The sequence below is a fragment of the Larkinella sp. C7 genome (assembly GCF_006149005.1).
GTDB lineage: Bacteria > Bacteroidota > Bacteroidia > Cytophagales > Spirosomataceae > Larkinella.
In genome coordinates this window covers 26,710-42,583 of record NZ_VBSL01000002.1, presented here as the reverse complement: position 1 = coordinate 42,583, position 15,874 = coordinate 26,710, and the positions used below count along the sequence as shown (strand labels likewise).

Annotated in this window: 14 protein-coding genes and 1 tRNA gene; 12 read left to right on the top strand and 3 right to left on the bottom strand. The window is 51.3% G+C overall.

Annotated features, from left to right (window positions below; translation table 11 throughout):
• Positions 1-26: 26 nt before the first annotated feature.
• On the top strand, positions 27-1,124 hold the full coding sequence (locus FH871_RS05255) for a hypothetical protein (RefSeq protein ID WP_138990307.1): 1,098 nt from the start codon (positions 27-29) through the stop codon (positions 1,122-1,124).
• 160 nt (positions 1,125-1,284) lie between these two features.
• On the top strand, positions 1,285-2,289 hold the full coding sequence (locus tag FH871_RS05250) for an ABC transporter ATP-binding protein (protein ID WP_138990306.1): 1,005 nt from the start codon (positions 1,285-1,287) through the stop codon (positions 2,287-2,289).
• On the opposite strand, the gene FH871_RS05245 is transcribed toward FH871_RS05250, so the two are convergent.
• Together FH871_RS05245 and FH871_RS05240 are read right to left on the bottom strand one after the other, a co-directional pair.
• Complete coding sequence (locus FH871_RS05245; protein WP_138990305.1) at positions 2,286-2,981, bottom strand: head GIN domain-containing protein; 696 nt, start codon at positions 2,979-2,981, stop codon at positions 2,286-2,288. The genes FH871_RS05250 and FH871_RS05245 overlap by 4 nt on opposite strands.
• Before the next feature lie 68 nt (positions 2,982-3,049).
• On the bottom strand, positions 3,050-4,435 hold the full coding sequence (locus FH871_RS05240; protein WP_138990304.1) for a sulfatase: 1,386 nt from the start codon (positions 4,433-4,435) through the stop codon (positions 3,050-3,052).
• A 63-nt stretch (positions 4,436-4,498) separates the two neighbouring features.
• Between FH871_RS05240 and FH871_RS05235 the strand changes: the two genes are divergently transcribed.
• From FH871_RS05235 to bshB1, 5 genes are all read left to right on the top strand, one after another.
• Positions 4,499-5,131 (top strand): 7-carboxy-7-deazaguanine synthase QueE, encoded by a 633-nt coding sequence (locus FH871_RS05235; protein ID WP_229317072.1) that lies wholly within the window; start codon positions 4,499-4,501, stop codon positions 5,129-5,131.
• Complete coding sequence (locus FH871_RS05230; RefSeq protein ID WP_138990303.1) at positions 5,086-7,083, top strand: OmpA family protein; 1,998 nt, start codon at positions 5,086-5,088, stop codon at positions 7,081-7,083. Before FH871_RS05235 ends, FH871_RS05230 begins: the two co-directional genes overlap by 46 nt.
• 224 nt (positions 7,084-7,307) lie before the next feature.
• Positions 7,308-8,261, top strand: coding sequence for a thioredoxin-disulfide reductase (gene trxB / locus FH871_RS05225; protein ID WP_138990302.1), 954 nt, complete (start codon positions 7,308-7,310; stop codon positions 8,259-8,261).
• 134 nt (positions 8,262-8,395) lie between these two features.
• Complete coding sequence (locus FH871_RS05220) at positions 8,396-9,472, top strand: peptidoglycan DD-metalloendopeptidase family protein (protein ID WP_138990301.1); 1,077 nt, start codon at positions 8,396-8,398, stop codon at positions 9,470-9,472.
• A 3-nt stretch (positions 9,473-9,475) separates the two neighbouring features.
• A complete protein-coding gene (gene bshB1 / locus FH871_RS05215) occupies positions 9,476-10,210 on the top strand; it encodes a bacillithiol biosynthesis deacetylase BshB1 (RefSeq protein WP_138990300.1) in 735 nt (244 codons plus the stop codon).
• A 70-nt stretch (positions 10,211-10,280) separates the two neighbouring features.
• Here the strand turns inward: bshB1 and pdxH are convergent, their stop codons facing one another.
• Positions 10,281-10,922 carry a pyridoxamine 5'-phosphate oxidase gene (gene pdxH, locus FH871_RS05210; protein ID WP_138990299.1) on the bottom strand — a complete coding sequence of 214 codons (642 nt, stop codon included), beginning with the start codon at positions 10,920-10,922 and terminating at the stop codon, positions 10,281-10,283.
• Positions 10,923-11,018: 96 nt separating this feature from the next.
• Between pdxH and FH871_RS05205 the strand changes: the two genes are divergently transcribed.
• The 5 genes from FH871_RS05205 to FH871_RS05185 all read left to right on the top strand — a co-directional run bounded on the left by FH871_RS05205 (position 11,019) and on the right by FH871_RS05185 (position 15,821).
• Positions 11,019-13,226, top strand: coding sequence for a DUF349 domain-containing protein (locus FH871_RS05205; RefSeq protein ID WP_138990298.1), 2,208 nt, complete (start codon positions 11,019-11,021; stop codon positions 13,224-13,226).
• A gap of 150 nt (positions 13,227-13,376) precedes the next feature.
• Positions 13,377-13,449: transfer RNA gene (locus FH871_RS05200), tRNA-Thr, on the top strand.
• A 407-nt stretch (positions 13,450-13,856) separates the two neighbouring features.
• Complete coding sequence (locus FH871_RS05195) at positions 13,857-14,681, top strand: hypothetical protein (RefSeq protein WP_138990297.1); 825 nt, start codon at positions 13,857-13,859, stop codon at positions 14,679-14,681.
• A gap of 206 nt (positions 14,682-14,887) precedes the next feature.
• Entirely contained in the window at positions 14,888-15,508 is a 621-nt protein-coding gene (locus tag FH871_RS05190) for a hypothetical protein (RefSeq protein ID WP_138990296.1), read from the top strand.
• A gap of 70 nt (positions 15,509-15,578) precedes the next feature.
• Positions 15,579-15,821, top strand: coding sequence for a hypothetical protein (locus tag FH871_RS05185; RefSeq protein WP_138990295.1), 243 nt, complete (start codon positions 15,579-15,581; stop codon positions 15,819-15,821).
• The last annotated feature ends 53 nt before the right edge of the window (positions 15,822-15,874 follow it).

The following is a 15,874-nucleotide window of genomic DNA, read 5'->3' as shown; positions in this document are numbered from 1 at the left end:
CGGGTCGTCCGCGTTCCCGTCCCACCATGCAACCATCAGAACTTTCAGACCTGGTCCGGGCTCCCTGCAAGGCCTGCGGAGCGCAGTTGAAATTTTCGGCCGAGAAACAGAAACTGAGCTGCGATTATTGCGGCAATACCGAAGACATTCCGTTTACCAAAAGCAACCTGCACGAGAACCCGCTGGCTTTTCGGGTCGAAGACCGGCAGTTACCCAACGCGCCCACCGAGGAAAAGCGGTTGTTTACCTGCCAGAATTGCGGTGCCAAAACGACCGTAAATTACGACGCACCGACCATTACCTGTGCCTTTTGCAATTCCAAAAACGTGAACCCGGATGCGCAGAAAACCCGGCTGATCGAACCCGCCGGTTTGCTACCGTTCCGGATTTCGAAAGAGCAGGCATTGCAGCGGTTCAAGAGCTGGGTAGGGGATAGCTGGCTGGCGCCGTCGGATCTGGCCGCCGGTGCGATGCTGGATAACCTGCACGGTATCTACATTCCATTCTGGACCTTTGACGCCCAGGCTCACTCGAACTACACCGGAGAAGCCGGGTTTTATTACTACGTTCCGGTGCAGGTGCGCGATGCCAACGGCAAGACGGTGACCCAGCAACAGCAACGGGTTCGGTGGGAATACCGCAGTGGGTCGCACCAGGCGTTTTACGACGACATGCTCGAAATGGCGTCCCGAAAATTGTCGGAGCGGGAAAGCCAGGTGCAGGAAGCCAGTCGCTACGATTTGAAGGAAATCGTCGATTATGATCCGCGGATCTTGCTGGGCTGGGAAGCCGAAGTGTACAGCATCGATTTGCCTGAAAGCGCCCGCAAAGCTGAAGAACAGATTCGGAGCCGCGAAGAAAATGCCTGTGCCTCGCAAATGGGCGGGGATACGCAACGCAACCTGACTGTCGACACGACCCTGACGAATCAGACGTTCAAGCACATTTTGTTGCCGCTCTGGATTTGTATGTATCTCTACAACGGCAAGCAATACCGGTTCCTGGTCAATGGTCAAACCGGACAGATTGCGGGTGAACGACCCAAATCGGCCTGGAAAATTGCGCTGGTGGTACTTGCTTTCCTTTTGTTGGTACTATTCTTTTATTGGCTGGGGAAACGGTAAAAATGCTTGGAGATTTTTCGCACATATGATAAAATCTTATCGCACGGTTGTTCCCGTAATTCCTTAATTTTACACCGTCGGCAAAGACGGTTTTCGTTTGTTATCTACGTAAAGCCTTGTCGATCAATATATTGCGTGCACTGAAAAAGGTCAATATCCATTGCTTGAGTCTATCCATCTTGTAAAATCTTTCGGGGACGTAACCGCCGTTCGGGGCGTTTCATTGGTCATAAAACCGGGTGAGGTGGTGGGGTTGATCGGGGCGAGTGGCTCGGGGAAAAGTACCATGCTCAACCTGATGGCGGGTTTACTCGATGCAACGGAAGGGGCCGTACAATTGAATAATGAACGGATTAAGGGGCCATCTGAACAGTTGGTTCCGGGGCATCCTCATATCAAATTGGTGCACCAGGAATACCAGTTAATGCCCCATGTTTCCGTTCGCGAAAATATTGCCTACGCCCTACGGTTTTACGAAAAACGCTACCAGAATTTCCGGGTCGAGCAGTTGATCAACCTGTGTCGGCTCGAAGCGGTGCAACACCGGCTCCCGCGCCAGGTGTCGGGGGGCGAAAAGCAGCGGACGGCCATTGCCCGTGCCATTGCCGAAAAACCGGCCGCGCTGCTGCTCGACGAACCGTTTAGTCACCTCGATTTGCCCAACCGCGAATTGATCCGCAGCATGTTGCTGGACCTGGTTCGGAACGAAAAAACCGCCTGTCTGTTTGTCACCCACGACTCGACCGATGCCCTGTCCATTTCGCATCGCATCGGGATTTTGCAGGATGGCCAACTGATTCAGATGGGTGCGCCGATGGATGTCTACCGCCGTCCGTACAACGCCTATGCCGCGCAAATGACCGGCCCGGCCAATCTGATTCGGGCCAAACACCTGCCGTTGATGGGCATCATTCACGCCTACCAACCCAACGCCCTGGCGTGTGTTCGGCCGGAAAACATCCGGTTGAGCGACCGAGGACGCTTCGGTGGAACCGTCCGGAATGTGTTTTTCAAAGGCGCTTACCTGGAAGTAGAGGTCGAAATGAACCGGTTTGTCAACCTGACGTTTGTCGCGGCCTCCCACGAAAAAATCAAAGTTGGCCAGTTGGTCGGGCTGGAAATGTCACCCGAATCCGTTCACTGGATGCGCGGTTCGTCGGTCTAGTCGTCTGATTTTTTCTGATTCGAAATCACCGTCTGCGGATTGCCCCGGTGTGAGACATCCGCTCCGCCCCGCGTGTTTTTCTCCAGTCGTTTCGTTACGGTCACCGAGGCATCACTCGCTCCCGACGCCCGGATCATTGCTTCATCGGCCGTTAGTTCATAGGCCTGCAAATCCGAAGCCCCCGAAATGTCAACATCGAGTTGCTTCACGCGGCCCCGCAGTTTGGTGTCGGAAGCGCCGGAGGCTTTCAGCCGGATGCGGTTGGCTGAAATGTCTTTCATCGTCAGGTCGGCGGCTCCCGACAGCGTAATGTCCAGCTCTTCACTGTCGAACGCATCATTCACATCGCCGTCGGAAGCCCCGGAAAGGGTAATGCCACGCAGGGCGGGCATCGTGACCAGCAAGCGGGGCGATTTGCGGTTTTTGCCCGGCATCCAGTTGCCGGCCGGTCGGTTGAACCGGGCGACCAGCACGCCGTTTTCGCTTTTGACGGACAGGTATTCGGTTTCGCCGGGCGACAGATCGGCCACAATGTCAAAAGAGCCTTTCCGGATTTCGACATCAATGGCATTGGCCACGTCGATGCGGTCGAACGATTTGATACTGAACTGTTTTGTCACCGACTGCGCTTCTGAAAAACCGGCCATCAGCGTCGAAAGCAAGAGGGATAAATAAAAACGATGGGTTTGCATGGTGGTTAGCGAATGGTAAGATTTCTGCGAAGAAGATGCCGTCCTGAATCGGAAAGTTGCACCGTTTCTTATTTTCTTTTCTGCCACGGCACGGCCCCGCCCTGTTGGATGTGGTTCATTAACAGGCGGGTCAATTCATCGGCTTTCGCTTTTTCCTGCTTCGCCAGATCGGTGGTTTCTTTCGGATCGTCCTTCAGGTTATACAATTCAAAGGGCGAAAACGGACTGGGTTGCAGCAATTTCCAGTCGCCCAGCCGAACAGCCTGGGTCGTCAGTCCCTTAAAGGCGTCGTTGCCTTCCCGGCGGATGTAAAAAAGCGGTCGCTGGCGGAGTATGTCGAGCTTCTGCGCATCCGGTTGATTCGTTAGCAAGACCGGTACCAGCGATTTGCCATCGACCGGCGTGGTGGCTTGTTGACCCGCCAGTTCCAGAAACGTGGGCATCCAGTCGCTGAGTTGCCCCCGCTCGTCCGACACCCGGCCCGACGGGATGTGACCCGACCAGACCACTCCCGCCGGAATCCGAATCCCGCCTTCGTACATCGTTCCCTTAAAAGCGCGGTAGGGGCCGTTGTTGGCTTTGGCGGGACCCCAGCCGCCGTTGTCACTCGTGAAAACGATCAGCGTATTTTCCAACTGTCGGTTGGCTTTCAGCGTTGCCAGCAGCCGGCCGATGTTGGCGTCCAGGTGTTCGATCAGTGCCACCAGTTTGGCCCGGGTCGGGTCGATGGTGGGTTCCCGCTTGTTCACCCGGTCGAGCCAGTCGGCGGGTGGTTGCAACGGGTTATGAGGAGCGTTGTAAGCGAGGTACAGAAAGAACGGTTTCGGGTTGTTTTTCCGGCTGTTCACATACCGGATCGCCCCTTCGGTAAACACCTCCGTTGCGTGACCGGGCGGATCGATGACCTGGCGGTTGTGGCGCATGAAGTTGTGGCCGTTGCGTCGCTTGGTGTAATAATCATCCATCATATCGCCCAGAAAACCGTAGAATTCCTGGAAACCGCGTTCATTGGGGGCGTTTTCGGGTTCCAGTCCCAAGTGCCATTTTCCGACCAAAGCCGTGTGGTAGCCCGCTTTTTGCAGGTAGCTGGGGAGCAGCAGACCCGGAGCGAGGTAGCCCCAGCTATCGGCCAAATCGTCGCGGATAACGCCCGGAACGCCCATCGCTTCCGGCCAACGCCCCGACAGCAAAGCCGCCCGGCTGGGGGAGCAAACCGGGCTGTTGGCATAAAAATTCGTAAATCGTAATCCGGCCCGCAACAGGGTGTCGATGTGGGGTGTTTTCAGGTCGGTGGCCCCGTAAGAAGAAAGGTCACCCCAGCCGAGATCGTCGGCGAAGATGAAGACGACATTGGGCTTTAGAGCCGCCAAAGGGGGCGTATTACTCAGGAAAAACGTGCTTGTTACGGCGAGAATCAGGCCGGTAAGCAGAAACGGAAACGGACGATACTTCATAAAGGCTGCGGAAAGCCGTGGGAATAGATAAACCTTCGCCCGCAAATTCCGTAACTTTGCCCCATGAATCAAGTACTGAATCAACAAACTGACACCCTGGAGCGGCTTCCTGTCATGGAATCGTTCTACACGTTGCAGGGAGAGGGTGCACATACGGGAAAAGCTGCGTACTTCATCCGGCTTGGCGGCTGCGATGTTGGGTGTCACTGGTGCGATGTGAAGGAATCCTGGGATGTGAACGCCCACCCGAAATACACGATCGATGAACTCGTTGAAGGCGCTTTGCAATACCCCGGACGAATGGCCGTCATTACGGGGGGAGAACCGTTGATGCACGACCTGAGCGGTTTGACGCTGGCCCTTCGGAACGCCGGTTTTCAGACGAATATTGAAACGTCGGGGGTCTATCCCGTCACCGGGCGTTGGGACTGGATCTGTTTTTCGCCCAAGAAGTTCAAGGAGCCCAATCCGGATATTTTCCAAAAGGCGAATGAATTGAAAGCCATTATTTACAACAAAAGCGATTTTGCGTTTGCGGAGTCCTTTGTGGCGTCGCTGCAACCGCATTGCAAATTGTTTTTACAACCGGAGTGGAGTCGTTCAAATGAAATGCTACCTCTGATCGTTGAGTATGTAAAACAGCATCCGCAATGGCAGGTTTCGTTGCAAACACACAAATTCATGGACATTCCGTAAAGGAACCGAAGTGGGTAAAAGGAAGAAGGGAGCGACGGCCAAACCGCCTGTTTCTCCTTTTATTCCTTTTTTCGTTTCCTCCCTTTCTTCTTCCTTCCTATTGCCAGAATAAGAAGGCCGTCGAATTATATAAAAAGGCCGTCGATGCCTTGTCGAACCGGAAAATGACCGAGTCGCTGGATTTGTTTCACCAGGCCGTGGAACGTGATACCGGCTATACCGATGCGTATCTGAAACTGGGGCAGGTATACGAATTCATGCGCCAGCCCGACCAGGCTTTTCAGGTCTACCAACGGGCCATCGGACAGCAGCCCGACAAACCCACAACAGGGTTGGCGTATCAGTTTGTGAGTGCCTATCTACTCAAAAAAGGCAATTATCGGGTCGCCATCCCGCACATCGAACGGTATCAGAAGCTGTTTCCGCCCCAGTCGCTGCAGTGGAAACGGATCGACCGGATGCTGCAAACCGCCCATTTTGGCGAACAGGCGATTCAGAATCCGTTGCCCGTAAAACCGCAACCGTTATCGCCAACCGTTCAGGCGTTTCCGTCCCAGTATTTTCCGGTGTTGACGGCTGATGAACAGACGCTGGTGTACACGGTTTTGAAACCCGAAGGGGATGAGGACCTGATGGTTTCGACCCAGAAGGGCGAGACCTGGAGTCCGCCCGAATCCATTTCGCCCCTCATCAATTCCATCAACAACGAAGGGACGCCCACGCTGTCGGCCGATGGCCGCACACTCGTGTTTACGGTTTGTCAGGGCCGCGCAGGCTACGGAAGTTGTGACCTGTACATTAGTCATAAAACCGGGAATGCCTGGTCGGAACCGCAGAACATCGGGCCGGTGGTCAACACCCGCGCCTGGGAATCGCAACCCGCCTTGTCAGCGGATGGCCGGCGTCTGTATTTTGTTTCGGATCGGAAAGGGGGCGTGGGTCGGCGCGATATCTGGTGCAGCGATCTGGGCGACGACGGTGAATGGAAACCGCCTTATAATCTGAAAAGCATCAACACGCCCTTTGACGAAGCATCGCCGTTTATTCACGCCAACGGTTTGAGCCTGTTTTTCGCTTCGGAAGGACACCTGGGCCTGGGTGGTTACGATCTGTTTGTGGCCGACAGTACGGCTTCGGGCTGGTCGAATCCGCAAAACCTGGGTTATCCGATCAATACTTCCGACGATCAGGCAGCTTTGTTTGTCTCGGCCAACGGTGCTCACGCTTATTATTCGCAGGAACAGGCCGCCAGCGATGGCAAGCAGCGTTCCAAACTTTACGTTTTTGATCTGCCCGAAGCCCTGCGTCAGAAAGTCCGCCCGGTCAGTTACCTGAAAGGGCTGGTGGCGGATGCCCGCACCAAAAAACCGCTGAATGCCACGATTGAACTCATTGACCTGTCGACCAATCAACTGATTACCCGCGTTCAGTCCGATCCGCAAACCGGGCAATACACCGCCATTCTGCCGACTGGTGGCGAGTACGCCCTGTACGTGATCGGGCCGGGATATCTGTTCAAAAGTCTTTCGTTCGATTTTACCCGGAAACGGGAAGGGGAGGGGCTGACGATGAGCGTGCCGCTGGAACCAATCAAGCCGACGGAGGGTGAGGCACCGGCCAAAGAGACGCTGAACAACCTCTTTTTTGAAACCGGCCGATACGACCTGGCCGACAAATCCCGCACCGAACTCGACCGGCTGGTGAAGTTTCTGGAAGTCAATCCAACGGTCAACATCGAGGTTTCCGGGCATACGGATAATCAGGGCGGTACGGCCAACAACCTGGAACTGTCTAAAAAGCGGGCGCAATCGGTGGTGAGTTATTTGGCCAAAGCCGGTGTTGCCCCAAACCGGATTAAATCAGCCGGATACGGCGAAACAAAGCCCGTTGCTCCCAACACCACCGACGAAAACCGGAAGCTAAACCGGCGGATCGAATGGCGAATTTTGTAAAATTTAAAGAAGCTTGAATGGTGAAGCCGGAGCAGGGAAGGGCAAAATGGCCACAAAAGAGCAGGATTTTGCCTTATTTTTTCATTATTCAGAGTTCAGGGCTCATTCTCCTTTAACTTGGTTTCGCCGGGAATTTTTTGCACCTTTGCGCTTGTTTTTTCAGTGTCTGGCTCCGTATTTAAGCAAAAGCCGACCAGATTAAACATTCTATTCTTTGTCAGACGATGACCACCGAACACGTCAATTGCCTTATTATTGGTTCCGGCCCGGCCGGATATACTGCCGCCATCTACGCTTCCCGTGCAGGCATGAAGCCCGTTTTATACCAGGGAATGCAACCGGGCGGCCAACTCACCATCACCAACGAAGTTGATAATTTTCCGGGCTATCCCCACGGTGTTAACGGCCCCCAACTGATGACGGACCTCGAAGAGCAGGCCCGCCGGTTTGGAACCGACATCCGGTATGGTGTCGTCACCGCCGTTGATTTCTCCGGAACCATTCACAAGGCTATGGTGGACGATCAGCAGGAAATTAGTGCCAATGTGGTGATTATTTCAACCGGAGCCTCGGCCAAATGGCTCGGGTTGCCGTCGGAAATGCGCCTGAACGGCCTGGGCGTTTCGGCCTGTGCGGTTTGTGACGGCTTCTTTTTCCGGGGGAAAGACGTCGCCATTGTAGGCGCGGGTGATACAGCGGCAGAAGAAGCGAGTTACCTGGCCAATTTGTGCCGAAAAGTGTATATGATCGTCCGTCGGGACGAAATGCGGGCTTCGAAATTCATGCAGAACCGCGTGAAATCGCTCCCCAATATTGAAATTTTGTGGAATAGTGAAACGGAAGAAGTACTGGGTGAGGAGGAAGTAACCGGTGCGCTGATCAAAAATACGGTGACGGGTGAAAAACGGGTGATCGATGTCTCCGGATTTTTCGTCGCCATTGGTCACGTACCCAATACGGCCATTTTCAAACCGTTCGTTGATATGGATGAAACCGGGTACATCCTGACGGAAAAAGGCAGCACCCGGACCAACGTGCCGGGCGTATTCGCCTGTGGCGATGCGCAGGATAACACGTATCGCCAGGCGGTTACGGCCGCCGGAACGGGCTGTATGGCCGCCCTGGATGCCGAGCGGTATCTGGCCATGAAAGAAGTTGAAATGCACGCGGAAGCGTAAACGATACACAATTAGTAACCACCACAAAGGGCGTTATGAATGATGAACGATGAGTGATGAATGGTGAGCGTCAGCCAATTCATCGTTCATCATTCATTATTCATCATTCTTTTTGTCAAACTTTATCCCCAAGGATGAGAAAACTGGCAGTCTGGTGGCTGTTCGCCAGCGTTTGCTGTTTGGCAAGCGTAACGACCGTAGAAGCACAGGAACGTGGAAAATTCAAGAAGAACCTGAGCATCAAGCCAAAGAAAACAGAGAAAGAAAATCCCAACTTCCCCACGCAATCGCCGGTTCAGGTGCCGGATGAGGAATTTGAACAGGAACCTTCCAACCTGCGGTTTAATAATCAGTTTGAACCCAAAAAAGAGGTGAATCCCGTAGTTGCTGAGGACACTTCTACCATCGATGAAGGTGAACCGGCCGTGGTCGAATACATCGACTCGGTTCAGGTGGGTGACGATTGGGTGAAAATTGCGGATTATTATGCCATCTGGGACCCTCACAACGTCGATCCATATGGCATCGACCCCCTCCAGTTTGACGAAGTAATTGATCTGAAATTATACGACCCGGCCGAAAACCGGTATTGGTCGGCCCCAACCGTCGACGGAAAAGTAACCTCCATGTTTGGCCCGCGCTGGGGGCGGTGGCACAAGGGAATGGATCTTGATCTGGAAACCGGCGACCCGGTTTATGCCGCTTTTGACGGGATTGTGCGGGTGGCAGGCTGGGACGGTGGCGGCTTTGGCCGGTATATTCTGCTTCGGCATTACAACGGTCTGGAAACCGTGTATGGTCACTTGTCCAAGGCCCTGGTCGAATCCGGCCAACTCATCAAGGCCGGCGATCAGATTGGCCTAGGCGGCAGCACCGGCCGCAGTTCCGGCTCTCACCTCCACTTCGAAACCCGGTATGAGGGCAACCCCTTCAGCCCCACGTTCGTTTACGACTTCCCAACCAACTCCCTGATTTCCGACCATTTCATTTTGACCGCTTCGGTCTGGGATTATTTACGCGGGAAAAGTAGCGTCAACTTGTCCGGGTTCAAGCCGCGTTACAAACGCACGGTTCTCCACCGTGTTCGATCGGGTGAAACCCTCACCAGCATTGCCCGGCGGTATGGATTGACGGCTTCGACGCTGGCCCGGAAAAACCACCTTTCAACCCGTTCACGGATTCGGCCGGGACAAAAACTGAGAGTCCACTAACGAATGAAACTGGATTTACTTGTCATTGCCGTTCATCCCGACGATGCTGAATTAGGCTGCGCCGGCACCATTCTTTCCCTCGTTGCACAGGGTAAAAAAGTTGGCATCGTGGATTTAACACGCGGAGAGCTGGGAACGCGTGGAACGCCCGAAATTCGTTTGCAGGAGGCCGATGCGGCTGCCCGGATTCTGGGGCTGTCGGCACGCGAAAACATGGGTTTTCGGGACGGTTTTTTTCGCAACGATGAAGAACACCAGAAGGCGCTGATGGTAGCAATCCGGCGCTATCAACCCGATATTGTGATCACGAATGCCATTTACGACCGCCATCCCGACCACGGGCGGGCGTCGGAACTGGTGGTGGATGCGTGCTTTTATTCGGGGCTGCGGCAAATCAAAACCGTTGATAATCTTGGTGCTGACGCGACGGGGCTGGAGCAGGAGGCCTGGCGTCCGAAACTGGTGTATCACCTGATTCAGGATCGCTACATCAAACCGGATTTCATTGTCGATATTACCGATTTCTACGAGAAGAAACAGGCGTCGCTGCTGGCCTACAAGAGTCAGTTCTATGATCCGAAGAGCAACGAACCCATGAGTTACATTGCCAGCCAGGAATTCATGGAATTTCTGCGCGCCCGCGCCGAAGAGTTCGGCCACGTCATCGGCGTCAAATACGGTGAAGGGTTCACCGTGGATCGGACGATTGGGGTGAAAAATCTGTTTGATTTAAAATAATGATGAGTTATGAATGGTGAACGAGCTGGCTCGAAAATTCATAACTCATCATTCATAACCCATCCTTCCACTACGGCGCCAGCCGCTCAATTACCCAATTATCTTCTTCTTTTCGGTACAAAACCCGGTCGTGCAAACGGCTGGGCCGGCCTTGCCAAAACTCGATGCGATCGGGAATCAGGAGGTATCCGCCCCAGTGTGGGGGGCGCGGAATGGATTGGTTCTTATGGAGTAGCTCCAGTTCCCGCTGGCGGTTTTCGAGTACCTCACGGCTTTCAATGGCTGAACTCTGGTGTGAAACCCAGGCCCCGATCTGGCTGCCCCGTGGGCGGCTCTGAAAATAAATGTCAGAGTCTTCCGGGGATACTTTCTGAATCGCGCCTTCGATCCGGATCTGGCGTTCGAGTTCGGCGTAAAAAAAGGTCAGTGCGGCAAAGGGGTGTGTGGCCAACTCAAAACCTTTGCGGCTTTGGTAATTCGTGAAAAAAGAAAAGCCGTTTTCGTCGAAGCCTTTCAGCAACACAATTCGTCCGGAAGGCCGTCCTTGCGGACCAACCGTGGCCAAATGCATGGCATTGGGCTCCGGAACACCCGCATTCAGGGCTTCCGTGAACCAGCGTTGAAATTGATCGAACGGATTTTGGGTAACATCTGACGGGTCCAACCCGTTTAGGGTGTACTCTTTGCGTAGGTCAGCCAGGGGAGATAGCATGGGTGTTTGGGATTCGATCCGGTGATGCGGTCTGTAAAGAAATAATAATCCGCTTTTTTTCGTATTTTTGCAAAAGTAACGATTCCTAAAGATCGTATGGCGAGCGAAGAGCAAGAAATAACTGAACGCAAGGAACAGAATCTGGACGCATCTCACGAGATAAAACCGGAGACTGAGCCGACTGATGCGGTAGAATCAAACGAGGAACCGACTGACAAAGTGGAACTGGAATCGAACGAAAAACCGGCTGACAAAGTAGAATCGGCTCCGGAACCCGCTGACACGGTGGGGCCGGAACTCAATCAGGAAACAACCGATTTGGGAGCGCCCGAGCCGGAAGGAGCGGAAACGCCGGTAGCTTTGGCAACGGAGCCGACGGTTGCTGACGAATCCGGCCAGGAGGTGGTTTCTGCTGAAGCGGCACCGGTTGCAGAACCTGTGGCTGTTGAAGAATCCGTACCGGAGACTTCGGCGGTGGCAGAAATGCACGTTGAACCCACCGAATCAGCCGAACTGGAACTGGAGGAGGTAACTCCGGCTGCCGATTACAGCCAGCTTTCCCGGGCGGACATGGTCGCATTGCTCGAAAAAAATCTGGCTTCTTTGAAGACGGATGCGGTTTCGGCATCGGACTATCGTCGGGCAGATGACGTCCTGAAAGAATTACGTCCGTTGTTTGATCAATCGAAAGCGTCGGACCGGGCCGAAGCCCTGCAGCGGTACGTGCAGGAAACCGGTTCAGAAGAAGGATTCGAGTTCAAACCCGATGAACTGGTAGGGCGGTTTGATAGTCTGTTCAAGCAGATTAAAGACCAGAAAAATCAGTATTTCCAGCAACTCGAAAAGGCCAAGGATAACAATTTTAACCTGAAAACGGAACTGCTGCGCCGGTTGCGGGAGTTGGTGGAAGCCGACGAAAACAACGCCGGTGATCCGAAGACGAGCTGGAACGGTTTCAAGCACATTCAGGACGAGTGGAAAGCCGCCGGGAATGTGTCGTCGCCCCACAATGCGACGCTTTGGGCCACTTATCATGCCTTGGTTGACCGCTACTACAGCAACCGGAATATTTATTTCGAACTAAAAGAACTAGATCGGAAAAAGAACCAGACCCAGAAGGCGGAGCTTTGTGAAAAAGTGGAAGCGATGGTTCAGGCGAACGAAGGCAGTCCGGTAACCAAAGCGGTTATTGACGAAGCCAACGCGCTTTTCGAAGAATATAAACACGTCGGGCCGGCTCCGAAAGCGGAGCAGGAAGTTTTGTGGCAACGCTTCAAAAAAGCGCTCGATACGCTCTACGACCGCCGTCGCGGGCAGAACGAAGAGATTCGGAAAGAAGGCGCACAGTTGTATGAAGAGAAATCCAAACTCTACGAAGAACTGATTCCGTTTACGTCGTTCACCTCGAACAGCATCAACGACTGGAACGAAAAAACCCGCGAAGTGATGACGATCCAGGATCGTTGGAACAACATTCGGGGGCCGATGCCGCGCGACGAAGGTAAAGAACTGAGCAAGAAATTCTGGGCTGCCCTCAAGCAGTTCTTCCACCATAAAGGTGAGTTTTTCAAACAACTTGAAAGCAAGCGGGAGCAAAACCTGAAAGCCAAAACCCAGTTGTGCGAAGAAGTAGAAGGCATTCTGGAGTCGGGCGAAGAATCGGCCGAAACCACCCAGAAAGTCATTGAATTGCAACGTCAGTGGAAAAACATCGGTCAGGTTCCGGAGAAATTTAAGGACACGATTTTTGAACGTTTCAAAGCCGCCTGCGACGGTTTCTTCAACAAAAAACGCTCCCGGAACCAGGAGGTTGAAAAAGAGTTTGAAGAAAATCTGGCGAAAAAAATAGCGCTTTGCGAGCGGATCGAAACCGTAGCAAACAGTGGTAATGCGGATTTGGCGCAGTTGAACGACTTCAAAAAAGAGTGGTCGCAAATTGGCTATGTGCCGAAGAAAGACATGCAGTCGATTCAGAAGCGGTACATCAATGCGGTCAACTTGTTTGTGGGGGCCAACGGGAAAATTTCGCCAAGAGAGAAAGAACGGCTGACGCTTGAGAATGAAGCGGAGATGATCCGCGAAACCGGTTCATCGCGGGATTTGTACAAAAAAGAAGGCGATATTCGCCGGAAAATGACGACACTGGAAAACGATATTGCGGTGTATAACAACAACATCGAATTTTTCAGCCGTTCGAAAGGTGCGGATAAGCTGCGGGCCGACATCGACAAAAAGATTCAGGTGGCCCAGAAGCAACTGGATGATCTGAAGCACCAGTTGAAAGTGATTCGGGAAGCCCAGTAAACAAAAAAACGGCTTCGGATGGAAAAATAAAGGAGTCTTTCTTTGACCGAAAAGGCAAATTTGCTATTTTTGCACCAGATTTAAAGAAAGCCATCCAGCACGCCCGGTTTTCGGTTGACTGCCCCGGTGGCAGAACACTCAAATCGAATTGCCTCCATAGCTCAGCTGGTAGAGCAACTGACTTGTAATCAGTAGGTCGTTGGTTCGATCCCGACTGGGGGCTCTTGATTATCAGTGAATTAGCCACTCTATAAACGGGGTGGCTTTTTCTTTGATACACCGTTTGATACACAATTTCTTTGGGACATCATTCTGGCGGCCTTTCAAGATGCCCCATAATTAAGTTGATCTTATCTGTCCAATACAACCATTTTTTATCTCCACGACTAAGGTAACCTACCGGCAAAACCGGCAGAACTCCCCGTTTCTTCTTTTGCCGGTTTTGCCGTGTAAGATAAAATACTGACTAATCAATGGTCTGGCCAGATACTCTATTTTTGGGTAGAATGATGGTGTCAGCTGTTAAACCCCCTTATATAGGCTTTGACAGCTGACACCATTGCTTTTTATTACCAGAGCGCCAAAACTTTCTGCGCTTATTGGTAGATTTGACAGATTCAAATTGAAACCATGGGAACAGTCTCTATAGGTGGCCAAGAATCGCCTTCCAAACCAATTGAAGAAATTATAACGGATTCCCTGGAAGCCATTATTGACTCTAATCTCCCAGATACATTCATTAAAGAAATTCCTTTTTTGGGGACTGTCGCGAAAAGTATTCAGGCCTTTAATTCAATTCGTGACCATCTGTTTTTCAAGAAAGTAAAATCCTTCCTTGATAATCTTGATGAATTTACCGAAAACCAGAAAGAAGAGTTCTGGGAAAGGCACAACAATGATGAAAAGGCAAGAGGTCAGTTGGGAGAACAAATTATTATTTATTTAGAACGATTTGACCATGAAAAGAAAGCAGCCTTGTTGGCAAAAGCATTCGGCGCATATATTACAGGGAATATAAATTATGGCGAATTTATGGATCTGGCTATTTTGATCGACTCCATTAAAATACACTATCTTATTGAAATCCTAATTATCCTTGCACATTCCCGCCTTAATTCTTTCCACCGATTAGGCCTACCAACCTATTTAAATATTCATGTACCGTACTGTGAAAAAGCAGGTTTATTGCAATCAAAGAGTGAAATAATAGTCAAAAAAGACTACAATTCTCTCGATGATAAAAAACTCTTATATTTAAATGAAGTAGAATATTGCTCTACAATAATGGCTTCTCATTTTTTGCACTATGTTATTAAAGACTCTTTAGACGGAGAATGTCAAAAGGTTGATGAGGATTTTGAGTTTGGAATCAAATTAAACCGTGATTCTTTCAACTCAGATTTGGAATGGGAACGATCACAAAATGAAAGGCGACAGCGGCATCAATCAAAATAATCAACTTTGTATCTGGAGCTACGACTTTTCGCATACTTACTTGATAACGAAATTGCTTGCTTTTCTCATTTAGCCAAATACTCTTTTTTAGATTGGATTCGGTCTTACCTGAAAGACACTGCCTTTAGCTTTGCACTATTTAGATTTAAGTGTTAACTTACTGTAGGTCAATGGCACCCAGTTTATACCACTTAAAACAACATACCATGAACGCCTTAATTGATTTAAAGCAAATCCAGTATCTGGAAGACGAAACAAACAACCAGGCCCGCTTTCTGAGAGAATCATCTTTCGGATGGGCCAACGTAGATATTGATAACGATGCCTTCAGGGGCATGATGACAGCCCACTTTCAGGCTACAAATCTGAATAATCAGCTGCGGTCACTACACCAGGCCTGCAAAGATTACTCGGTTGGAAATTTCGAACCTTATCTGGATCTTTTTAACCGATATCGGACAGAGTTGGGCGGAACATGGGGATATGATCCTTTTGCCCATTTGGCGCATTATTTTAATGCCGAATATACCACCGCTTTACCCGCAGTAATTGAACAATATGACTGCCTGGTTTATATGGACTGCGGTTACCCCAAAGAGCGGAACGAGCAATTAGAGGGTATAAGGAAAAACAACACCGGAACCAATTATTCATCCAACGTAGTTATCGACATTGAAATCGGGCCGTCATTGAAGGGGTATGATGAATTTTACGCAAGGTGCCTCAGTCTGATTAATGAATACCGGAAAATCGGAGATGTAGAAGAGTGTGCAAAAAAAATTCTTGCATTATTTGAACCGTCCGTTTTCAAATCAAGAACTTCATAATCCAACCCGGTCAGGGATTGGTGTTTTGAACGGTTCTCACTAGATTAGGCGTTAGAAAAGCTCGCCGTTCATGAAAGTCGTCTCGATCCAGAATCAGAACATCGTTACCGGTGATTTTGGCCGGGTTGCAACCAAATTAATTCTGCAATTGCTGCAACTCCATATTAGCAACGAAACCGGCACCGCCTACAAGGACGGCTGGCTGAATTATAGCGTTCCGTTTACCACGAACGGTTTTGACGGTCATTTGAATTTTAAGTTCGTCGAGGAAACCGATGACCAGCTGATCTTTCGCTACCGGGGTACGGCATAGCAAAGAACGAAGGCAACACTTCGTTTGATTTCCGGTTATCCTACTGACTAAAC